This window comes from Kosakonia sp. AG348, assembly GCF_003337365.1.
Taxonomy (GTDB): Bacteria; Pseudomonadota; Gammaproteobacteria; order Enterobacterales; family Enterobacteriaceae; genus Kosakonia.
In genome coordinates, this window is sequence record NZ_QPJR01000005.1 from 1 (window position 1) to 17,144 (window position 17,144).

25 protein-coding genes, 1 tRNA gene and 2 pseudogenes are annotated in these 17,144 nt (G+C 51.1%); 9 read left to right on the forward strand and 19 right to left on the reverse strand.

Going from position 1 to position 17,144, the window contains the following annotated elements:
• The 15 genes and pseudogenes from DFO56_RS13330 to DFO56_RS13395 form a co-directional block, all read right to left on the reverse strand.
• Window positions 1–240: putative holin (locus tag DFO56_RS13330; RefSeq protein ID WP_233500349.1), on the reverse strand; the 240-nt coding region annotated here is incomplete at its 3' end.
• 102 nt (window positions 241–342) lie between these two features.
• Window positions 343–837 (reverse strand): hypothetical protein, encoded by a 495-nt coding sequence (locus DFO56_RS13335; RefSeq protein ID WP_045514570.1) that lies wholly within the window; start codon window positions 835–837, stop codon window positions 343–345.
• Between the two features lie 184 nt (window positions 838–1,021).
• Window positions 1,022–2,089 carry a site-specific DNA-methyltransferase gene (locus DFO56_RS13340; RefSeq protein WP_045514567.1) on the reverse strand — a complete coding sequence of 356 codons (1,068 nt, stop codon included), beginning with the start codon at window positions 2,087–2,089 and terminating at the stop codon, window positions 1,022–1,024.
• 272 nt (window positions 2,090–2,361) lie between these two features.
• Window positions 2,362–2,676, reverse strand: a pseudogene (locus tag DFO56_RS25155) (antitermination protein); the annotation flags it as partial.
• 132 nt (window positions 2,677–2,808) lie between these two features.
• A pseudogene (locus tag DFO56_RS25160) lies at window positions 2,809–3,171 on the reverse strand (antitermination protein); the annotation flags it as partial.
• Window positions 3,172–3,183: 12 nt separating this feature from the next.
• Window positions 3,184–4,176 carry a DUF968 domain-containing protein gene (locus tag DFO56_RS13350; protein WP_045514561.1) on the reverse strand — a complete coding sequence of 331 codons (993 nt, stop codon included), beginning with the start codon at window positions 4,174–4,176 and terminating at the stop codon, window positions 3,184–3,186.
• On the reverse strand, window positions 4,173–4,892 hold the full coding sequence (locus DFO56_RS13355; protein WP_114413874.1) for a phage antirepressor KilAC domain-containing protein: 720 nt from the start codon (window positions 4,890–4,892) through the stop codon (window positions 4,173–4,175). The genes DFO56_RS13350 and DFO56_RS13355 overlap by 4 nt, the downstream gene beginning before the upstream one ends.
• Before the next feature lie 11 nt (window positions 4,893–4,903).
• Window positions 4,904–5,293: a RusA family crossover junction endodeoxyribonuclease gene (locus DFO56_RS13360; protein WP_045514558.1), complete on the reverse strand. Its 390-nt coding sequence runs from the start codon at window positions 5,291–5,293 to the stop codon at window positions 4,904–4,906.
• A complete protein-coding gene (locus DFO56_RS13365; protein ID WP_072051680.1) occupies window positions 5,290–5,628 on the reverse strand; it encodes a hypothetical protein in 339 nt (112 codons plus the stop codon). Before DFO56_RS13365 ends, DFO56_RS13360 begins: the two co-directional genes overlap by 4 nt.
• 9 nt (window positions 5,629–5,637) lie before the next feature.
• On the reverse strand, window positions 5,638–6,510 hold the full coding sequence (locus DFO56_RS13370; protein ID WP_045514556.1) for a Dam family site-specific DNA-(adenine-N6)-methyltransferase: 873 nt from the start codon (window positions 6,508–6,510) through the stop codon (window positions 5,638–5,640).
• Window positions 6,507–6,938, reverse strand: a complete 432-nt coding sequence (locus DFO56_RS13375; protein ID WP_052679836.1) for a PerC family transcriptional regulator — start codon at window positions 6,936–6,938, stop codon at window positions 6,507–6,509. The genes DFO56_RS13370 and DFO56_RS13375 overlap by 4 nt, the downstream gene beginning before the upstream one ends.
• The gene (locus DFO56_RS13380; RefSeq protein ID WP_045514553.1) at window positions 6,935–7,873 is read right to left on the reverse strand and encodes a conserved phage C-terminal domain-containing protein; all 939 of its coding nucleotides are present in this window, start codon (window positions 7,871–7,873) and stop codon (window positions 6,935–6,937) included. Before DFO56_RS13380 ends, DFO56_RS13375 begins: the two co-directional genes overlap by 4 nt.
• Complete coding sequence (locus tag DFO56_RS13385; RefSeq protein WP_072051679.1) at window positions 7,857–8,048, reverse strand: DUF4222 domain-containing protein; 192 nt, start codon at window positions 8,046–8,048, stop codon at window positions 7,857–7,859. Before DFO56_RS13385 ends, DFO56_RS13380 begins: the two co-directional genes overlap by 17 nt.
• A gap of 239 nt (window positions 8,049–8,287) precedes the next feature.
• Complete coding sequence (locus tag DFO56_RS13390) at window positions 8,288–8,749, reverse strand: YmfL family putative regulatory protein (RefSeq protein WP_045514545.1); 462 nt, start codon at window positions 8,747–8,749, stop codon at window positions 8,288–8,290.
• 37 nt (window positions 8,750–8,786) lie between these two features.
• Window positions 8,787–9,035 (reverse strand): helix-turn-helix domain-containing protein, encoded by a 249-nt coding sequence (locus tag DFO56_RS13395; protein WP_045514544.1) that lies wholly within the window; start codon window positions 9,033–9,035, stop codon window positions 8,787–8,789.
• Window positions 9,036–9,132: 97 nt separating this feature from the next.
• Here DFO56_RS13395 and DFO56_RS13400 point away from each other — a divergent pair, with 97 nt between their 5' ends.
• Window positions 9,133–9,765, forward strand: coding sequence for a LexA family transcriptional regulator (locus DFO56_RS13400; RefSeq protein WP_045514542.1), 633 nt, complete (start codon window positions 9,133–9,135; stop codon window positions 9,763–9,765).
• A gap of 407 nt (window positions 9,766–10,172) precedes the next feature.
• Here DFO56_RS13400 and DFO56_RS13410 read toward each other — a convergent pair whose 3' ends face one another.
• Both DFO56_RS13410 and DFO56_RS13415 read right to left on the reverse strand, forming a co-directional pair.
• Entirely contained in the window at window positions 10,173–10,619 is a 447-nt protein-coding gene (locus DFO56_RS13410; protein ID WP_045514540.1) for a hypothetical protein, read from the reverse strand.
• Between the two features lie 246 nt (window positions 10,620–10,865).
• Window positions 10,866–11,150 (reverse strand): hypothetical protein, encoded by a 285-nt coding sequence (locus DFO56_RS13415; RefSeq protein ID WP_147271677.1) that lies wholly within the window; start codon window positions 11,148–11,150, stop codon window positions 10,866–10,868.
• A 509-nt stretch (window positions 11,151–11,659) separates the two neighbouring features.
• Here DFO56_RS13415 and DFO56_RS13420 point away from each other — a divergent pair.
• Genes DFO56_RS13420 through DFO56_RS13450 form a run of 7 tightly spaced genes read left to right on the forward strand, consistent with a single transcriptional unit; the run spans window position 11,660 to window position 15,243 of the window.
• Window positions 11,660–12,196 carry a hypothetical protein gene (locus DFO56_RS13420; RefSeq protein ID WP_045514536.1) on the forward strand — a complete coding sequence of 179 codons (537 nt, stop codon included), beginning with the start codon at window positions 11,660–11,662 and terminating at the stop codon, window positions 12,194–12,196.
• The gene (locus DFO56_RS13425; RefSeq protein ID WP_045514535.1) at window positions 12,193–13,035 is read left to right on the forward strand and encodes a DNA adenine methylase; all 843 of its coding nucleotides are present in this window, start codon (window positions 12,193–12,195) and stop codon (window positions 13,033–13,035) included. Before DFO56_RS13420 ends, DFO56_RS13425 begins: the two co-directional genes overlap by 4 nt.
• Window positions 13,032–13,250: a TraR/DksA C4-type zinc finger protein gene (locus tag DFO56_RS13430; protein WP_045514529.1), complete on the forward strand. Its 219-nt coding sequence runs from the start codon at window positions 13,032–13,034 to the stop codon at window positions 13,248–13,250. Before DFO56_RS13425 ends, DFO56_RS13430 begins: the two co-directional genes overlap by 4 nt.
• Window positions 13,240–13,551 (forward strand): hypothetical protein, encoded by a 312-nt coding sequence (locus DFO56_RS13435; protein WP_045514527.1) that lies wholly within the window; start codon window positions 13,240–13,242, stop codon window positions 13,549–13,551. Before DFO56_RS13430 ends, DFO56_RS13435 begins: the two co-directional genes overlap by 11 nt.
• Complete coding sequence (locus tag DFO56_RS13440) at window positions 13,551–13,820, forward strand: hypothetical protein (RefSeq protein WP_045514525.1); 270 nt, start codon at window positions 13,551–13,553, stop codon at window positions 13,818–13,820. The genes DFO56_RS13435 and DFO56_RS13440 overlap by 1 nt, the downstream gene beginning before the upstream one ends.
• Before the next feature lie 30 nt (window positions 13,821–13,850).
• Entirely contained in the window at window positions 13,851–14,060 is a 210-nt protein-coding gene (locus tag DFO56_RS13445; protein ID WP_045514523.1) for a hypothetical protein, read from the forward strand.
• Between the two features lies 1 nt (window position 14,061).
• Window positions 14,062–15,243 (forward strand): phage integrase Arm DNA-binding domain-containing protein, encoded by a 1,182-nt coding sequence (locus DFO56_RS13450; protein ID WP_045514521.1) that lies wholly within the window; start codon window positions 14,062–14,064, stop codon window positions 15,241–15,243.
• Window positions 15,244–15,608: 365 nt separating this feature from the next.
• On the opposite strand, the gene DFO56_RS13455 is transcribed toward DFO56_RS13450, so the two are convergent.
• Window positions 15,609–16,130 carry an ImmA/IrrE family metallo-endopeptidase gene (locus DFO56_RS13455; RefSeq protein ID WP_045514519.1) on the reverse strand — a complete coding sequence of 174 codons (522 nt, stop codon included), beginning with the start codon at window positions 16,128–16,130 and terminating at the stop codon, window positions 15,609–15,611.
• A gap of 8 nt (window positions 16,131–16,138) precedes the next feature.
• Window positions 16,139–16,498, reverse strand: a complete 360-nt coding sequence (locus DFO56_RS13460; RefSeq protein ID WP_072051678.1) for a helix-turn-helix domain-containing protein — start codon at window positions 16,496–16,498, stop codon at window positions 16,139–16,141.
• A 266-nt stretch (window positions 16,499–16,764) separates the two neighbouring features.
• Between DFO56_RS13460 and DFO56_RS24745 the strand changes: the two genes are divergently transcribed.
• Window positions 16,765–16,842, forward strand: a tRNA-Pro gene (locus DFO56_RS24745).
• Window positions 16,843–17,144: the final 302 nt, after the last annotated feature.

Here is a 17,144-nt window from a genome sequence, read left to right on the forward strand (position 1 = left end):
GGTGATGCTCGCAAGCATTGAACCCACCAGCCCGGAGCCGTACACGCCAGCGAAGTAAGAAACGATGAAGTAGGCAGAACGGCGGAGAATCGTCAGATCGGCAGCGGTGGCGACATAGAACACGGCGCCAGCGAACGCACCGAACACAACGCCGTAATCGGTACCAGTTAACAAGCCATACAAACTGGCACCGGTTAAAGCACTCGCCGCCGCAGCGGAACCGGAAACAGGTTCGGACATTTAGCCCCCTCGTATATGCTGTGAGTCCTCTCAGAATGAGGGGAATAAAAAAAGGCTGCTTAAGGCAGCCTTTTATGAGATCCAGTTAGTTAAGAAAAATTATCATTTACGTATCTTCGTACTGGAATAACCCGTTCTCTGGGTTGTGACACGTGTGGATACGTGAGTGTCACCACATTCAGCACAAGTAAAGGTATCGGTGATTTTGTAACGCTCTTCCGTCCAGGATTCATGGACTATAATTTGTTTACCGACGTCAGGCCCATACCCTCCAACCTTCCCCTCGTTTTTGATTTTTTTACGCGGTATAGCTGTAAGAAAATCTTTTTTTGAATCAACCCGTTGTACAGAAAATTGTGCATTACAGGCCTTACAACGAGAATCAGCAGAAAGTACAAGATAGAATATTTTTTTTGCCGGAACCAAAGCAATAGCGGTTAAAGCTATCAAGCTTGAAATCCGGAGAAATGAATCCTTTGGAAGAAAATTAATTGCTATGAAGCTTAAGATGAAAGCGGCCAGCGCGCCAAAAAGCCAAGATTTTAAATTTATGGTTTTTTCTATTCTGATTTGTGAACTTGATAAATTTCTATTCATACACGCTCCTTGTTAAGCAGGAAAAACTCTTCCATCAAGCAAGGTTGTAAAAACACTGGATGACCAAACCCGATAGCACCGAAAGTTGTTATCGGAAAATGAATAGAAAAGTTTAGTAAGTCCGCAATTAGAACAACACCAAAGTATTTGGCAGCCAAATAGCGAAACCCGATTAAACGGGTCTTTATGTTCTGTTACCTTTCGCAGGCAACACTTCTGACACTTCAGCAACTGTCTGATTGAAACGCTCTGTTTCAAGTTCTACACCGATCGCACGGCGGCCAAGTTTCACCGCTTCTTTAACCGTAGAACCTGAGCCCATAAAGAAATCAGCGATCAGATCACCGGGCCGGCTGCTGGCGTTGATAATGTCCCTGAGCATGTCCGCAGGTTTTTCACACGGATGTTTGCCAGGATAGAACTGCACCGGCTTGTAGGTCCATACGTCCGTATACGGAACCGCCGCGGTGACAGAAAAGGGACGCCGTAGCGATTTGTATTCTTCCAGTAGCTCGCAGTATTTACGGTTAAGCGAATAGTACGTGACCACCAGCTGATGATGAGGCTGAACCAGCCCGCTCCGCTGCTGCTTCTCTGCCGCTATGCGCGTGAACAGCGCCTGCAACTTCAGGTAATCAGCTTCGCCCGGTAGTTGCCACTGGCTGGCACCGAACCAGTGCGAAACCATATTCTTCTTGCCGGTGGCGTCTGCAATTTCCTTTGCCGTCACACCAAGTGATGCGCGGGCGCCGCGGAAATACTCGATCAGGGGAGCCATCAGGCTTTGCTTTAGCTCAGTCCCTTTCTGCTCATATCCATCATCTTTAGGTCGGTACGGCCCCAGATAATGTTCGGCGAAAAGAACGCGCTCGGTCGCCGGGAAGTAAGCCCGCAGGCTTTCTTTATTACAGCCGTTCCACCTTCCGGACGGTTTCGCCCAGATGATGTGATTCAGCACACTGAACCGGCGGCGCATCATCAGTTCGATATCTGCCGCAAGCCTGTGGCCGCAAAACAGATAGATGCTGCCCGATGGTTTGAGGACTCGCCAGAACTGCTCCAGGCAGCTATCGAGCCACTTTAAATAATCCTCGTCGCCTTTCCACTGATTGTCCCAGCCATCCGGCTTGACCTTGAAGTAAGGCGGATCGGTAACAATCAGGTCAATTGAGTTATCAGGAAGGGTTGCGATGTAATGCAGGCAGTCAGCATTGATTAAATCAATACTGTTTAAATTTACAGTATTTTTCATGGATCAGTCAGCGGGACTCTGATAGGCTCAGTATGCTTTTGCGCTAAAGCAGTGGGCCATGGTTCGCTTGTGACCTCAAACATGAGCGAATGGCTGGTCGGGTGCGACAACACCCACCAGCCGCCCATTTCCACAAAAAGAAAAACCCCGCTTAAGCGAGGTTTCGAATATTGTTGTTAACGGTAGACATACAATGCCCATCGTTGTAAAAATCCTAACCAGTTTTTTTGAACATTGCAAGCATCGTGACGCGATAATTAAGAAGTTTGTCGCTAACGTGTGACTTTACGCAATTGTGCTTCGGCAAATGCCTCTTCCTGCCAGCACTTCGTGACCAGCAGGCTGATCACGTCGGCATAACCGCTGTACCACTGGTAACTGGTCAGGTCAGGGATTACTCTTTCCACCAGGGCGCGGGCGAGTGTTGTCGGTACTCGGCTGTAGCGATTGCCATTGCAGCGACCGCAAACCTTATATGTCGGCGCGCCGATCAGCTTTGTGCGTTTCTCATCAAGTACCATCCCCTTACCCTTGCAGCCGCGGCACGCTGTGCTGATCTCTCCCTTGCCTCCACAATGATTGCATTTAATCTTTTCGGTGCCGGTTACCTCTGTCCATTCTTCCCAGTACGACGGGCAGAGACCTTTGGTTGTGGCTGCCCACTTGGGTGGTTTTCCATCCGGGTACTGCACTTTTTTTGTTGTGGTTTCTCCGTCAACAAAACCGGTCCCGGCGCAATGCGGGCAGCGTCCCTTGCTGGCGGCAGATCGGGAATAGTCGGCGTAAGCGAACTGCACCAGCACCGGCAGTATTTCGAGGCGCGCTTTTTCACTTAGCTTCATCAGCACCGGATTTTTGAGCGCCAGCGCATAGTTCATCAGTCCATCAATCGCCGGTGCCGGGTCCTGAATGCCCATCTTTGCCAGGAACAGGTTAAAGCCGAGCGGCGCTTTTGACTGCACCATGCCTTGTGCTGCCATCACATCAGTAATCGTCAGCGCGGCGCCGCCGGTGGCAGGTGTCTCGTCGTTTAACTTCGGTGACTTTGGTGAATAGAATTTTGGTAATGATTCGAGGTTCATAGCGTCTCCACTTTACGCCAGCACGCCGATGCCCAGCGCGCGAGTTAAAAAACGAAACAGCAATTCAAGCTGGCTGCCATATTTTTCTTCAAATGCCACGGTGTCAGCGTGCACCGCGTCGTGATGCGCTCTGCAAAGCGGGATCACAAACAGGTCGTGCACCTTAGTACCCATCCCACCAAAACCGTGGCCAATGATGTGATGGGGGTCATCTGCCGGGTTGTAGCAGCACATGCATTGCTGCGATTTAACCCAGCGTGTCCAAACTGGATTTTCCCAGCGGCGGTATTTCTCCACCTTCATGAATGATTCTGGCGACTCCGGATCGATGCACAGCGCCAGCACCTGCTTTGCAACTTCCTCAACGATGTCCCGCGCCTGCGGCATGCCGGGAACCAGATCAAGCTCGCGTGTTACCGATTTAATGACCGGCTTCGGCATAAGAAGAACCTGCCGGGCGGCTTCCTCCGGCAACACATCGGCAAGCCCGTTACGCGCCAGCCACCAGCAGAACTCCGGCAGCGTCAGTGAATGTGAGTCGTCGAAGCCAAGCTCACGGCGGGCGGTCGTGAGGATGTATGCGGCGCAGTTGGCATGGGCAATACCCGCCAGTTGCTCGGTGCTGTGCTCGCGAAGAATGTTGTCGCAGTGCCAGCACAACCGGATCGCGCCCGGCGCGTGGCGCATGGTAGTCATGTTCTCATCGTGCCAGCTTTCATGTGGCCACTGACATCCGGTACCGGATTCAAGCCAGCTTTCCAGACCATTGATACCGCCAGCGCGACGCAATACCGCTTCATTTTCGAAGACACCAGCCAGTGCCGGATCTTCCGCCAGCGGCTGCTCTGCTGGTGGCAGTTCACCGTTCGGCATACCCGCCAGGCGCTCGGGTTCGTTCTCAAGCAACATGCGCCCGCGACGAAAATGCGGCAGGAGGCTGGTGCCGGGACGGAACATGACGAGGCCAAGCTCAGTTACCACGACGGGGTTTAACAGCGCCCTCACTCGGCTTCCCCCTGTGCTTTGTAGGCCGTCCAGAGTCCACCAATCCACTGCACGCCCTTCGCGGTGAAGCGCGCCTGGCTGAAGGCGTAATTTGAGGTATTAGTGGTACCGGTTTTCACTTCAAAGCGCTTTGCTTCGATGTGCTGATGGTGTGGCGTAAGCGCGCCGCCGAGGCGATACATTATCCCCCGCTCAATGAGGAACATGCGAAATTCAGGCTCTTTGGCGTTCAGCAGCTTTGCCACTTGCCGGAATGACATCGAGCCGTTTGCAGAGCAATAACGATCGACAAATTCAACCTTCGGCGCGGCGGCCGCCAGTTCCTGTTTAAGCTGTTGCTGCTGTTCAGCCAGATCAGCGGCGAGGCGCAGCGCTTCAGGTAAAGACTTCGGCACCAGCAATTCCTGCTGGCTTTCCAGTTCCTGCCAGCGATCAACAAGGCGGGCGGTAAACTCTGGCGACAACTGAGCCACCACCACATAGCTATCTCGCTTACCAATCTGGTAAACCGCCACGGCCTGCCCCTGGTGATTGGTAACATCCACCAATGGTGGAAGTTGAATAGCGCCGCGTTCAGCCAGCCTTTCTACTGTTCGTTTAACGCTGTCGTGACGTGACTCAACCAGATCGGCAATCTCCTGGCTGCTCATTGTCATTTCCTGCCCCGGCATAAATGGTACAGGGGTGAATGCTGGTGTTGCGTTCATCTGCTGCATGCGTATCTCCTTTAAGCGGCTGCAACCGCTGTTGGTTCAAACCTGCTGATCGTGATCTCTACCCTGCCACCCTTCACTACCGGCCCCCACTCCACCAGCATGCGCTTTACCTGCCTGTCGTCTTCCCACACTCCTGCGTGCGTAAGAGAGTCCAGCAGCGCCTTGTTGTAGTTGTCGATGTCCCTGCGGCGGGCGTCAGGCGGGAAGAGAAGAATTTCCACCGCAGCCAGTTCAGTTGAAGGTTTAGGCAGACGGCGCAACTGATCGAGGATGGCCGCACAGGCAGCACTCTGGTATTTACGCCCGGCGGCGCTGATGAGGTGGCGGCCTTTAAGCGGCCCTTTATTCGGTGCGCGCCAGTAGGTATTAACGCTTGGCGGGAAAGGTAAAATCAGCTTCATGCCGCGGACCCTCTGCGTTTCAGCCATTCCTGAGCCAGATCAGCCGAGCTTTCCTCGCCCTCCAGGAGCGCCCGGATCACTTGTTCGGCTTCATCGAGCGCCAGCGTGTCGTTTACGCCGATCACTTTGATGCCGCGCGCGGTGCCGCTGGCGATCGTGATGTAGCCTTTTTTCACCAGGGCGCGCAGGTGTTCAAAGGCAGCGTTGCCCGAGGCGACGCCAATCAGCGCAGCAAGCTCGGTATAGGTCGGCGGGTAGCCGTGCATGTTGTGAAAATCCACAAGCGCATTCAGCACCTGCTGCTGCCGGTCAGTCAGTGGTTTACGTTCTTCCACGGTTCCCCCTCAGAGAATGGCCACGATGTCGGTGGCGGTTTCGCGCGTGCTGCCTTTGCTCGATATGGCGCGACGGGCGCTGACGTGATGCAGGTCGAAGCCATGCCCCTTGTAAAGCTCGATGATGCGGGGCGCGGTGGAATTGCTGATCACCACTCTGGCGCCACGCTGATGCGCAGCAACACAGCAGCGCGCTAACTCCTGCTGGTCGTCCCACGTAAAACCACCGGCGGCATAGTTGGTAAAACCTGAGGTACCGGGCATAGATTCGTATGGCGGATCGCAGTAAACGACATCACCCTCACCTGCCAGTGCCAGCGTGCGGAGATAACCGGCATTCATAAACACGCAGCGGCGCGACATAGATACAAAGGCGTTTATCTCGGTGGCGGGAAAATACGGTGCGCGGTATTTGCCATAACCGACATTGAAACGGCCTTCGCGGTTGTAGCGGATCAGGCCATTAAAGCAGTGGCGGTTGATGTACAGGAAGGCGGCGGCTCGCTCAGGGCCGGACATACTCTGGTTGTTGAACTCTTCGCGACAGGCGATATAGCTGTCTTCATCGTTCAGCTTTTCAAATAATCCCCTGGCCCACTCGGTTACCAGCTCGGGAACCACTGTCAGCATCTGGTACAGGTTGATCAGATCAGCGTTTACGTCAGCCAGCAGGAAACTTTCATGCTTATCGGAATTGATAAACACCGAACCGCCGCCCACAAATGGCTCAATAAGGCGTTTACCAGCCGGGATGAGGCGATCAAGTTCCGGTAGCAGTGAATACTTGCCACCAGCCCATTTGAGGAACGGGCGCTGGTAAATGCGCGGCGCTGGCGTTTCTGATGGTCTGGCAATGGTAATGATGTTATCTACCTGGCTCACTGTGAACCCCCGATATTGGTTTCGTTCCAGCGGTTACCGGCACCATCAGCGACACCGCGTGTCATTCCTGACAGGCACTTTGCCCGGCGCAGCGCGAAGCACGCTCTGGCCTGTGGCGTTTTTGCACAGTCAAAGGCTTCCAGCCATACAGTGGCAGCGCGGCGGCGTAAGCCCCTTGCCTCCAGATCAAGTGCCTTGTTCGCCAGTTCAACCGGACGGCCTGTTTCGCTGGGCGCGATCGGTGCGTCTGTGAAATACAGGAAAAAACGGCCAAGCGGTTTGCGCTTCAACTGGCCGATGCTCGCCAGGCGCTCAAGCGTGCGCTGCACGACTCTGAGATCCAGATGTTCCAGGCCGCAACACACCTCGCTAGTGGTGCATTCGCCGTTTTGCTGGATGTATTCGAGCACTTCAGAAAAGGCGCTCATCCGCGGAACCCCGGCGGTATATTGGTATCAGGGCGGCTAATGGCATTGATGTCCCGCTCCCGTTTCCTGTCCCAGGTCTCGCGAAGCGGACGGCCTTTAGCTTCCCAGTTGGTGGCGCGCTGAAGGTAACCTTCGAATTTCTTCGGACCAAACAGAGTTTCCGGGCGCATGTACTGATAAAACTCGTCGTTGTCGCGCCAGTGCTCGTGCTTCAGGTCGATAACCAGTTTCATGTCATTGACTGTGAACCCCTCGCGAAGACGCGCGCGGATGTGCTCAAGCGATCTCCGTGATTTCTGGTAACGAGATCCGCTGACCTGGTTCAGATGGGTAAGAACCTCAATCGCTGAATCAGTTATTGCCACTTCGGGGTCGGGTTGCGCAGCAACCTGACAAGAGGGTTTTGAGATCTGTTTGTGGTGATCTGTGTAATGATCTGTATAGAGAATAGATTCCGCGACTTCGCGGTTAGGGTTCCGCGATTCTGCGGTTTCGGTTCCGTGATTCTGCGTAATGGGTTCCGCGACTTCGCGTTTCCCGTTCCGCGATTCTGCGGAATCCACTGGATTCGCAGGAAAGAGAGCATTTATCAACGCGTCACCATCAATGCGGTAATGCGTTTTTTTGGTCCCGTTAACCTGACGCTGTGCTTTTTCCACCACACCCGGAAGCCAGCGAGTGCAAATCTTGTTTACAAGGCGTTGCACCTGGTCTTCACTTACACCACGGATTTCGGCAGCAAGCTCGCTGTGCTCTTTGTAAAACCAGCCATCATTCAGGTCTGATTTACCTGACCAGAATACAAGCTGATTAAGTACCGCACCCAGCGCATGCGCCTGCTGATCGCCGGAAAAGAAGTCGAGATAAGGAACAGGGATCGTGATGCTGTTCCTCTGCCCTGACAGCGACTGGACGATTTCAAATATCTGGCTCATGGTCGTCCTTTATTTCTCTGAATTTACGCTGGAACTGCTCAAACGGGCTGAAGCATTCATGCTCGTAACCTTGCGCTTCACGAAGATAGATAACGCGCTGCTTTTCTGGCTCCCAGCGGATGACCCGCACAGGGATTCCGCGGTGGTCTCTGAATTGCCGGTTAATTTCAGCCATTCTTTGCGCCCTTGCTCGTTCATAGCTGCAAACGCCTCTACCATTCCGGCGGCGCGCTGGTAGTTGTTGGCATCAGCGCTTCCGCGTACTCTTTCCACATAGCCGAACGGTGCATTACTCCCCACCAGCGGTGGGCAGCGGAATTGCTTAGCTGGCCGATATCGGTTTAAACTGTTCATGCGTAGGTATCTCCACAACGATCGACACGCCACGACGCCAGAGGCTGCAACCTGCTGGCGTCACTTCTTTTTGCGGCTGAATAATTCGATGATGGCCGCGACTTCTTCTTCACGCGCAGCCATATGACGGCGGTGATATTCGTGGATAAGTTCTGCTTCATGTTGTTCAATCACCCCGTCTTCCAGTGCCTGTTGGATAATCTGATCAACCTGCCCGCGTGCTGCTGCGGTGCGCATTGCCCTGCTGAAAAGGTCAACACGATCGAGTTCTTCAAAGGTTGGAACTTCCACCAGAAGACAGCCGCGGCGCTTCGCAAAGTAATCAGCCAGGAATGAGGTATTCGATAAGTCCTCCATCGCTTCCAGCTCTGTCACTTCGAAAAACCGGCAACCGTTTTTCTCGTAAAGGTTGTTATTGAACTGCGTGGCGGTCATGCCAAGCGCACCGGCCATGGCTTCACGTCCACCGGGGTAGGCCTTACACATCGCCTTAACCACTGCTTTCAAACTGTGCTCTACCATGTTGTTTTCCCTTTGGTAGTTAATTATTCAGAGAGAATCACGTAGGGTTTTTGTTCTTAAAATTTGAAACTTTTGCGGTGCTTGAATGATGTTCTCCATACAGCAGCCAGTGGGCATCACATTGAAGAGCGGTTGCGATCTCGAGCAAAAATCGTGGGCGCTTGGTATTACCAGCCTCAATTGCCTGTAGAGACTGCTGGGTCATTCCAGCTTTCTCGGCTAATTGAGCTTGAGATAAGTTCATCTCCTCACGTTTCTGCTTGAGGCGTTGAGAAATTGTTTCCATATCACCTCCACAGTTTTATCTGTATTTTCTGACAGCTAATTCTGTTTGTCAATTACAGTTTAAACTGTGACGATCGGGGCAAATGGAAGGGGAATCTATGAGCCTTGCAGAACGTGTAAAACAGAAAAGACTTGAACTGGGTTTAACTCAATCCGAGGCAGCAGAAAAAGCCGGCATTCGTCAGCAGTCATGGGCGAGTATTGAAGACGGAAAGACATTAAAACCACGTAATATTGTTGGGATCGGAAAGGCTTTGAATTGCGACCCAACATGGCTGATGAACGGCGGAACGTTTATGGCTACATCGGAAGTCAATAGCCACCGAGTTCCTCTTATCAGTTATGTTCAAGCCGGTGCGTTAGCTGAGAAGCCGCCTATCGAAGCGTTTGATGGCAGCTTTGAATATATAATGACTGACAATGATTTATCTGAATTCAGTTTCGCCTTACGGATTGAAGGTGATTCCATGGAACCTGATTTCAAGGACGGTGATGTCATTATTGTTGACCCTGAAATCGAGCCAACACCGGGAGAGTTTGTTGTTGCTAAAAATGGTGGTGATCAAGCGACATTTAAAAAATATCGCCCTACCTATACAGACAGTAAGGGGATTCAGCATTTCGAGTTAGTGCCACTAAATGACGATTATCCCATTATCAACTCCAATGATCAGCCGCTTACAATATTAGGCGTTATGATTGAACACCGCATATATCGTAGAAAGCGCTAACCCATCCCCGTGACAACCGGCCTATGCCGGTTTTTTTTCGTCTTTAGAAAATTAAATCTAATTAAAAAACAGATAGATGTGTATTTCATAATCAATTAACAGTTTTAGCTGTTGACTAAATTACAGTTTTATCTGTATCTTTTATCCATCAACAGCGAACAGCAGTAAGCCCACGAAGTAGCCGCCCGGGGCGTATGAGGATGGGGGTGATTCGCAAATTGTGTTTACAGGGGTGATGAATATGTCAATGAAAGAGCCGGTAATCGACGCTGGAACCATGAGCAACGAAGAGCTTCACTCATGGTTTATGCGTAAGGCTGAAAATTTGAACCTTCTTCGTGAACTTGAGATTGAGAGGGAATCACTGGAGGCGAGGCTTGCGGCACTCAGCGCCAGAATAGCCCAGGTCAGTCTGGAATCTCAGTTAGAAATCTTTGCGAAAGATTAGGATCCCACTCCCCGTCAAGATAGTCAGGAAAGTTAATCGGGTATTGGGTTCTGGTTATTTGCAAAAGATATCGGCCTGCGTCTTCGGGAAGGGATTCAAGCTGTAGTTCGTCGTGCAGAGAAAGAAATATGTCAGACAGGCTCAGTCCACGAATCACGGATGGTGGCCATTGATATTTCATTAAGAGTTTGTGGTGTAGCGCCTGTATTCCATTTAGACCGTTGCAGTTGTTCCCGTATTTTTTACGGTGCAACTCCAACAGGAAGTCGAGAGTGCACACCTGGACGGCACGGTTGTTAACACATGCGATTTCATTGCTATCAACGAAGCCGGAAACCTTAACGCCTCGGATGGCGGCAATGTTTTCTTTAGTTTGGTTAAAGAGATGGGCTATCCCGACAATCATGATGTTTTCCTTCTTGGCTGTGTGAGAACGCCAAGATACCACCGAGCCTGATGTGGTGAAAAGACAGGCAAAAAAGCAGTACGGCGTATGGCACATGCGTCGTTAGCGGTCCGGGGATTCCTTTGACAGTATCCCGATCCAGCGGGTAGCCGGAATGTGCAAGCCAGCCCCGTACTTCGGCCTGAGCGATTCACCATCGTGGCGATTCGGTGTGACCACCGGGAAGAGTCCGGCAAAACGCAGCGGCTAAAAATGTGCTCTCGGATAGCTAAGGATTTCGATAACGGTGTGACGGGCCTGCTCGACGCTCTCAGTGTAACCGGGTATTTCGACGGGAGCCTCCTTGATGAAATCCACAGCATCATCGGTGCTGATGGTGCCGTCGGAAATAAGAGCCGAGATCAGCGCAACGGTAAATTCAGACCGTGCGACAAGATTTACAACGTTTTTCTCGGCTACTGCCTGAGCCTCTTTCAGGCGGGCAATTTCGAGAGTCAGTTGGTTAATTTGTTGCTGCAGCACCGTGTCCATATTCGAGTCCTTCTGATTGGGTGAGAACACCAGGACAACACCGAACCTGATGTGGTTAAAGCCAGGCACACAACATGAAAGCGCACTCCTTCTCTCATCAGTTATGGGTGGCAGGTGTGATTAAGCGGGAGTGCGCTTCCAGTTGTGGTGAATTGCAGCCGCTTCGACAATAACGAGAAGATAAGCGTCTGGCACCACACAACAGTATAAATGCCAACTGGTAGTTTTTGGCGGCGTCGGATCTTTCCCGTGAGGGCGCCGCAATTTTTTCACATAACTGTAAGCGCGTTCCGGCCTCTTCCCCTGAGTGTCTGGTCGTTAATGCAAACCCATTCCGGAGCGCGCTTTCAATTATGTGGAGATACCACAGGCGGTTGCAGCCGCCCGCTTCATTAAGCGCCCTGCTCCGGGCGTTTAGTAAAGCGAATAGTCATTAATTATCGCCACCCGGCGAGGGATTCGTGCATCCAAAAATCGCGTGTTGCAGCGCGCAAAGGAGATACAACGCAATGAAAGAAACCTTTATTCGCACCTACACGGGCAAAAAGTTTGACTACCTGACGGCCACCGCCGACGACATTGATATTGAAGATATCGCCAATGCACTGTCGAAGGTCTGCCGCTTTAACGGTCACCTGCCGGAATTCTACAGTGTGGCGCAGCATTCGGTGCTGTGTAGCCGCATCGTACCGGTTGAGCACGCGTTTGAAGCGCTGATGCACGATGCTGCAGAAGCCTATGTGCAGGACATTCCCGCACCACTTAAAGCGCTGCTGCCTGACTACCAGCGCATCGAGGCTCTGGTTGACGAAATGATCCGCAATAAGTTCGGGTTGCCGCGCGAGCATACGCCTGTCGTCAAATATGCAGACCTCACTATGCTGGCTACCGAGCGCCGTGATCTGGATATAGACGACGGTACTACCTGGGCAATTCTGGAAAACATCCCGGCAACCGACCTGATACTGATTAACCCGCTCCGCCCAGGGCAAGCCTATGCCCTCTTCATGAATCGCTTTAACGAATTGCAGGAGGCACGCCAATGATCGACACCGTGGCAATCAAGCATCCTGCAATCCGTTACCACGGCGGCAAATTCCGCTTGGCTTCGTGGATCACAAGCTATTTTCCGGCGCACCGTTGCTATGTCGAACCATTTGGCGGCGCCGCATCAGTCCTTCTTCGCAAAGCACCGAGTGAGGCTGAGGTTTACAACGATCTGGATGGGGAGATTGTGAATCTGTTCCGCGTGCTGCGCGATGCAGTGCAAAGCCGGAAATTGATTGAGGCATGCGCTCTGACACCTTACTCACGTGAAGAGTTTTATTGCGCATACCAGCCGACGGAAGATCAGGTGGAGCGCGCACGTCGAACGGTAGTCCGCGCGGCCATGGGATTTGGTAGTGCCGGTGCGACCAAAGGCACTACAGGTTTCCGGCTTGATACCAAACGGAACAGCGCGACCGCTCAGGCTATTTTTGCAAGGCAACCGGATAACCTGGCCGCTGTGGCCAGCCGGTTCGCTGGCGTGCTGGTTGAAAACCGCGATGCAATCCAGTGTATGAAAGATCACGACACCACCAGCACATTGCATTTTGTGGATCCACCTTACATACATGACACCCGCGTTAATGTTGCGAAAAACAGCGCCTATCGTTTCGAAATGACAAACGACGAGCATAAAGCGCTGCTTACCAGCATGAAGGAATTAAGCGGGATGGTCATTGTTTGCGGCTACGACAGCGATCTTTACAACGAATCACTCTCGAGCTGGAAGCGAGTTACCCGCACGACATCAGCTAATGGTCAGTCTGGTTCAGTGCAACGCACTGAGTGCCTCTGGATTAACCAAGTAGCACAGCAGAAACAGGAGCGTGCAGCATGACAGCAGAACTCATCGACCAGGCTAACGAGCTGGTAGAGCTCAACATGGCGCACGCCTTACAACGCATTCGCATTGACCGTAATGCTCCGTCAGCCGAGCATTGCGAAGAGTGCGGCGAGGCTATACCTGAAGCGCGGCGCGCCGCTATTGCCGGTTGCAAGACCTGCATGGATTGCCAGCAGCTCATTGAATTGGGAGCCGACCATGCTCGCTAAATTACTCGCACTGCTGAAAGGTAACAGGGCTGAAAGCACAGAGTTCGATTACACCACGCAAACATGGGGCCACGCCCTGCACTTCGTTCAGGGCTTCAAGGAAAAGGGAAAGATGGAGATCACCGGCCATTACTTTGGCGCGGGTCTGATTTACGAACCGATGCCCAGGAAAGGTGACACCTTCACGATTTCATTTACCAACAACCGTATCGGAGTTCTCCGCATTCACTCTATTAAGTTCTACCGCGATGTGAGTGACATGTTTAATGCCACTGTTTCATTCGAGGGGTTGAAGCGCTAATGGCCAGCAAACTGAAATTGCGGCGACAACGGCGCTTGCGCGAAGACGTGATCTGGTGGCGCGCTGAAGCGATGGATTGTAAGGCGCGGCTGCTGGAACTGGCAAAGCTACTGGAGGAAGCTAAGCGCCAGAGAGTTCCAATGCCGGTGCTGGTTACTGCCCGGATAATTAAACAGATGGCTCCGGCCACCAGCGAGCCTGACATTTGTTTGAAGTGTAACGACGGCGCCAGGCTTGGCTGCTCGTCATGTGCGTACAGATTGAAATAACCGGTTGCAGCCGGTAGTGGAGATATGACCATGGCCAAGTTGATGAAGGCGAGTCAGTGGGGTAAACGCGAGTTTGTTCCCGGCTCGATACCAGATAACAGAACGATTAAGCGCTGGGTTGAAGATGGCCTGTTGAAGGGACGTGTCGTGGACGGAATGGTCTGGGTATGTTCTTCCGAACAATGGGGTGTAGATTCGATGATCAGTGAGCGCGTTCGCACGTTAATGCAAGAGGATTAACATGGCCGCAAGACCTCGAAAAAGGGAAAACCGAAACCTTCCGGATCACCTGTATTTTGAAAAATCATCAGGTCAATATCGTTTTACTCTGATTACCGGGAAGAGAAAGCACCTTGGAACTGATCGCGTTATGGCTATAGCGATCGCCAGAGAATATAACAACCGACTCCGCCCGGAGTCAGTGCCATCAATTGAAAACCTTGTCAGAGAATCCGGTGGTATAAACGGAGAGGCGCGCCCTTTTGCTGAATATGCACAGAAGCTTTTAGATCGCGCTATTAATGATGAGAAACCAGGAGGCGATACGCTATCGGTTTGGCTTAATGATATTGAGAGGGTTAAAGAATATTTCAGCGATATTTATGCCTGTGATATCGAACTTGAGCATGTTAATGGATATATCAGGAAATATCATTCGGAGGCATCGGCTAATGTTCAAAACAGAAAAGTCAGCTTCTTAAAAAAATTATTCAGCTATGCGGTAGATGAATCGTTAATGATGGATAACCCGGCAGAACGTAAAAAAATGCGCCGGGTTGAATCGAAGGTGCGCCGCCGTCTGTCGCTTAAGGATTACCTCAAAATTCACCAAGCGGCCGAACGATGGTTACAGATCGCGATGGATCTCGCACTTCAAACAACACATGCGCGCCTGGAGGTTTCACGGATCCGTTATTCCATTAAACAACCCAGTGAAGGTGTGTGCGGTTGCGTCTGGCTTAATGAACCTCATGGCGATATCTTCGGCACGCTCTACATCCATCGCCAGAAAGTACAGCATAAAGAGGCTTCTCACGTCGCGATCCCCATCGGGCCCGTATTGAAGGACATTATCGAACGCAGTCGGGATAATGTGGCCAGCCCTTATGTCGTCCACCGGCTTCCATTGAAGCGCAGCAATCCCACCAGCAAAGAGGTGCACCATCCGACACAGGTAGCGCCGGACTACCTGAGTCGGGCATTCTCTGCACTAAGGGATCTGGTTGGCGTCGCCGCAAATCTCCCGGAAGAACAGCGTCCAACATTCCACGAGATCAGGGCATTATCTGCCTTCCTCTTCAACAAGCAGGGTATTGATCCGCAGGCGCGGATGGCACACAGCGATGCGAAGTCTACAAAGATATACACCGAGAATCATATCGACTGGGTTTTCGTGCCACATGGTGAAATAAAATACGCGTAAAAAAGATATCAAAAAAGGCACCAAAAGAGGTGCCTTTGTTTTGATTGTTATCTGGACATTAGCAACGAACTAAGAATGCCCACGCCTCATACCCATAATCATGAGCATCAAGGACTTTTGCGGATTTCCCACGAACCTTGCGGTAACGGCAGAAGACCCAACGGAACCCTTTAGGCGCCGCTTTTGAAACGATAGATTTCAAACCCATCCATAAAACACCTCCTTACCAAGAGAGATTTTTCCCTTGAACATCTTCCCTGAAGGTGTTAGTTTCAGGCTGTCTATTGAAGCTGTTCACGGTGGTGATGCCTCTTGGGTTCATCACCTAAATGCCCCTTGTATTGGTTGGCGCCAAGCAAGGGGTTTTACATTTTTCCAAGTTGATAACGCGCGGCTTCTAACGATACCCCACATATCTCAGCAACTTTTTCCGCACTCATTCCTTTTAATACCCTGGAATGTATTGCTGGCACTAATAACTCCCCACTGAAACATTTAGCTTGCCATTCACTGCTTTCAAAAGGGCGGATCTTTAACCCAGGAGCGGAACGAGCAAAAGCAATATTCTTATGCATGAGGAGATGACCAAGCTCATGCGCTGCAGTCATTCGGTCACGGCCGACACCATTCAAAGCGCCCTCATAGATATCTTCTCGCAAAATCAATAAATGCTCCTGAGGGTATGTAAGACCATGCGTGTCCCCCATTTCTTTCATCCCACCGATATGGAGTTCAAAATCGGGGATCAACTGAGGCAATGCGAACTCAATTACCTCCATAACAGGAAACTTCAAACCTGTGATGCCGAAGGTACCCCGCAAGGATCTTACGATCGAACGTATTGATTCACGATTCTGCGGTGGTACACGGTAATCTTGTCCGCTCAAGCTGCCTCCTACTGCTGTTTTCGATTCAAAATCTGTCGTAAGTTCCGAAAATCTTCTTCATTTAACTCGTCGAAACTGCGAGCAAACGCAATTGCGACTTCACGAGCATGGTCATTCTTACCTGACAAGCTGATCTCTACTGATTGCTGAGAGTCACGAGCTGCATTGATAAGCTTTTCTTTTTGTTTTTCATCCGCATTGAGATAGCCAATGATGCTATCCAGCACGGGTTTAGTGACCGCCCTTTTACCAGTTTCGATTGCTGAAAGATAAGACGAGGTCATGCCCATAGCCTCAGCCATGCTTTTAAGCGTTAGCCCCAGGTCTATGCGCATTTTTCTTACTGTCTTACCAAACGGCGTTAACATAGTTATATCTCCAGTGTGTCGAAGACCCCCAGCCAGTTCACTTGGGTCTGGTTATAAGTTAACACTCAAAGAAAACAATATCAACAGATTTTTGTTGATTTGTTTATCTGCCAATGTTTATACAATTCTATTTTTTGTTGACGACACTAAATTTCAGGCAAAAATAAAAAGGAAAAACCCAGCTTAAGTCCTTGATGTATAAAGAGTGGGTTTTGTAAAAAATGTACTGTTTGCATATACATACAAACAACTCACAAAGCCAGATGCGGCAAGGGTTTTCCGGGTGTTGAATCGTTGTCATGGGGTGTCAGGGGTCGGAGGTTCAAATCCTCTCGTGCCGACCAAATTACAATATGGTGTGGTTCATTTCAGACCATAGACCTCGATAAAAACCGCATTCACACTGTGTTTGCGGTTTTTTTTCATTCATAGCAGTTCAGTCTGTTACATTTACAGCCAGGTATTTTAGTTATCCGTTTTGTTATACATCCACGATATAGCAATGAGCTGTAGTGCGTCGTTTCAAAGAGACCAGCCTCACGGCAGACATCTTTCACTGTTCATCCGGCTTCAACCATCCTGGACACAGTGATGAGCTGATGCTCAGTAAAACGGGCTTTACGCATAGCGCGCGCCTTCATGGGCA

Coding starts and splice junctions, on each gene's coding strand:
- DFO56_RS13385 (WP_072051679.1), bottom strand. CDS start 8,048: ATGGCTGAAATTAACCGGCAATTCAGAGACCACCGCGGAATCCCTGTG.
- DFO56_RS13425 (WP_045514535.1), top strand. CDS start 12,193: ATGATCGACACCGTGGCAATCAAGCATCCTGCAATCCGTTACCACGGC.
- DFO56_RS13360 (WP_045514558.1), bottom strand. CDS start 5,293: ATGAAGCTGATTTTACCTTTCCCGCCAAGCGTTAATACCTACTGGCGC.
- DFO56_RS13430 (WP_045514529.1), top strand. CDS start 13,032: ATGACAGCAGAACTCATCGACCAGGCTAACGAGCTGGTAGAGCTCAAC.
- DFO56_RS13410 (WP_045514540.1), bottom strand. CDS start 10,619: ATGATTGTCGGGATAGCCCATCTCTTTAACCAAACTAAAGAAAACATT.
- DFO56_RS13380 (WP_045514553.1), bottom strand. CDS start 7,873: ATGAGCCAGATATTTGAAATCGTCCAGTCGCTGTCAGGGCAGAGGAAC.
- DFO56_RS13450 (WP_045514521.1), top strand. CDS start 14,062: ATGGCCGCAAGACCTCGAAAAAGGGAAAACCGAAACCTTCCGGATCAC.
- DFO56_RS13340 (WP_045514567.1), bottom strand. CDS start 2,089: ATGAAAAATACTGTAAATTTAAACAGTATTGATTTAATCAATGCTGAC.
- DFO56_RS13440 (WP_045514525.1), top strand. CDS start 13,551: ATGGCCAGCAAACTGAAATTGCGGCGACAACGGCGCTTGCGCGAAGAC.
- DFO56_RS13395 (WP_045514544.1), bottom strand. CDS start 9,035: ATGGAAACAATTTCTCAACGCCTCAAGCAGAAACGTGAGGAGATGAAC.
- DFO56_RS13420 (WP_045514536.1), top strand. CDS start 11,660: ATGAAAGAAACCTTTATTCGCACCTACACGGGCAAAAAGTTTGACTAC.
- DFO56_RS13355 (WP_114413874.1), bottom strand. CDS start 4,892: ATGCAGCAGATGAACGCAACACCAGCATTCACCCCTGTACCATTTATG.
- DFO56_RS13460 (WP_072051678.1), bottom strand. CDS start 16,498: ATGTTAACGCCGTTTGGTAAGACAGTAAGAAAAATGCGCATAGACCTG.
- DFO56_RS13400 (WP_045514542.1), top strand. CDS start 9,133: ATGAGCCTTGCAGAACGTGTAAAACAGAAAAGACTTGAACTGGGTTTA.
- DFO56_RS13390 (WP_045514545.1), bottom strand. CDS start 8,749: ATGGTAGAGCACAGTTTGAAAGCAGTGGTTAAGGCGATGTGTAAGGCC.
- DFO56_RS13445 (WP_045514523.1), top strand. CDS start 13,851: ATGGCCAAGTTGATGAAGGCGAGTCAGTGGGGTAAACGCGAGTTTGTT.
- DFO56_RS13435 (WP_045514527.1), top strand. CDS start 13,240: ATGCTCGCTAAATTACTCGCACTGCTGAAAGGTAACAGGGCTGAAAGC.
- DFO56_RS13415 (WP_147271677.1), bottom strand. CDS start 11,150: ATGGACACGGTGCTGCAGCAACAAATTAACCAACTGACTCTCGAAATT.
- DFO56_RS13375 (WP_052679836.1), bottom strand. CDS start 6,938: ATGAGCGCCTTTTCTGAAGTGCTCGAATACATCCAGCAAAACGGCGAA.
- DFO56_RS13335 (WP_045514570.1), bottom strand. CDS start 837: ATGAATAGAAATTTATCAAGTTCACAAATCAGAATAGAAAAAACCATA.